The organism is Mycobacterium sp. 1165178.9, from assembly GCF_001673555.1.
GTDB lineage: Bacteria > Actinomycetota > Actinomycetes > Mycobacteriales > Mycobacteriaceae > Mycobacterium.
The window spans coordinates 1-1,963 of the sequence record NZ_LZMB01000215.1; the positions used below are offsets into that span (position 1 = coordinate 1).

Sequence of the window (1,963 nt, forward strand, 5' to 3'; positions counted from 1 at the left end):
GCAAGAAATCCGGGCAAGGCTTCTATACCTACTGAGGCGGCCGGTGATTGGGTCGTCGCGATGCCATTGTGTCGATCGGGTAGCATTCTCGCGACAACCGACGAGAGGCATCCGAATCGCATGGCTGAATTGAAGCCGTATTACGAAGAGTCGCAATCCATCTACGACATCTCGGACGAATTCTTCTCGTTATTCCTAGATCCCACCCAGACCTACACCTGCGCCTACTTCGAGCGGGACGACATGACCCTCGAGGAGGCCCAGAACGCAAAGTTCGACCTGGCGCTGGGCAAGCTGAACCTCGAACCCGGCATGACGTTGCTCGACATCGGTTGCGGTTGGGGTGGAGCGCTGCAACGAGCGATCGAGAAATTCGATGTCAACATCATCGGAATCACGCTCAGCCGCAACCAGTTTGAATACAGCAAGGCCAAGCTTGGCGGGTTGCCGACCCGGCGCAACGTCGAGGTGCGGTTGCAGGGCTGGGAGGAGTTCGACGACAAGGTCGACCGTATCGTCACCATCGGCGCCTTCGAAGCCTTCAAGTCGGAACGGTGGGCCGCCTTTTTCGGCCACACCCACGACGTCCTTCCCGACGACGGCAGAATGCTCTTGCACACGATTTTGGCGCACACCCAAAAACAGCTGCATGAGCGCGGCGTCTCGCTGACGATGGGCGACGTGCGATTCATGCGATTCATCGGCGCGGAAATTTTCCCGGGCGGGCAGTTGCCAGCGCAGGAAGACATTTTTAAGTTTGCGCAGGCAGCCGGCTTTTCGGTCGAAAGAGTGCAATTGCTGCGCGAGCATTACGAGCGGACGCTGAACATGTGGGCGGCAAATCTTGACGCCAATAAAGAAAAAGCCGTCGCGATCCAATCCGAAGAGGTCTACGACCGCTACATGAGGTACCTGACCGGTTGCGCGGACCTGTTCCGCGAGGGCTATACCGACGTCGCCCAGTTCACCTTGGAGAAGTGAGCTACTTGACGAGCGTGAACTGCCCCACATTGGTGACGCCTTTGCGGAAGAAATTCTCGCACCCGGTCAGATAGTGCATATAGCGGTCGTAGACCTCCTGCGACTGGATCGCGATGGCCATCTCCCTGTTGGCCTCGAGCGCGGTGGCCCAGGTGTCGAGGGTGCGCGCGTAGTGCAGCTGCAACGAATGCACCCGAGCCACGTTGAAGCCCGCCGCGGTCGCGTGGTGTTCGACCGACGGAATCGTCGGCAACCATCCCCCAGGGAAGATCTCGGACAAGATGAACTGACTGAAGTGGACGATTTCGTGCGTCAACCTCATGCCGCGCGCCCGGGCTTCCTTGAAGGTGGGACGGGCAATCGTGTGCAGCAGCATCACCCCGTCTGCGGGCAGCACCTGGTACGCCATTTCGAAGAAGCGGGTATAGCGCTGGCGTCCGAAGTGCTCGAAGGCGCCGATGGTGACGATACGGTCGACCTTGTCGTCGAACTCCTCCCAGCCCTGCAACCGCACCTCGACGTTGCGCCGGGTCGGCAACCCGCCAAGCTTGGCCTTGCTGTATTCAAACTGGTTGCGGCTGAGCGTGATTCCGATGATGTTGACATCGAATTTCTCGATCGCTCGTTGCAGCGCTCCACCCCAACCGCAACCGATGTCGAGCAACGTCATGCCGGGTTCGAGGTTCAGCTTGCCCAGCGCCAGGTCGAACTTTGCGTTCTGGGCCTCTTCGAGCGTCATGTCGTCGCGCTCGAAGTACGCGCAGCTGTAGGCCATGGTCGGGTCTAGGAATAACGAGAAGAATTCGTCCGAGATGTCGTAGATGGATTGCGACTCTTCGTAATACGGCTTCAATTCAGCCATGCGATTCGGATGCCTCTCGTCGGTTGTCGCGAGAATGCTACCCGATCGACACAATGGCATCGCGACGACCCAATCACCGGCCGCCTCAGTAGGTATAGAAGCCTTGCCCGGATTTCTTGC

2 protein-coding genes are annotated in these 1,963 nt (G+C 58.8%); one reads left to right on the plus strand and one right to left on the minus strand.

All coding sequences use genetic code 11. The annotated features are described in order from the left end of the window. The first annotated feature begins 120 nt into the window (after positions 1–120). Positions 121–981 (plus strand): cyclopropane mycolic acid synthase family methyltransferase, encoded by an 861-nt coding sequence (locus tag A5652_RS10045; RefSeq protein WP_067350031.1) that lies wholly within the window; start codon positions 121–123, stop codon positions 979–981. 1 nt (position 982) lies between these two features. Here the strand turns inward: A5652_RS10045 and A5652_RS10050 are convergent, their stop codons facing one another. Beyond that, on the minus strand, positions 983–1,843 hold the full coding sequence (locus A5652_RS10050; RefSeq protein WP_067350034.1) for a cyclopropane mycolic acid synthase family methyltransferase: 861 nt from the start codon (positions 1,841–1,843) through the stop codon (positions 983–985). Between the last annotated feature and the right edge of the window lie 120 nt (positions 1,844–1,963).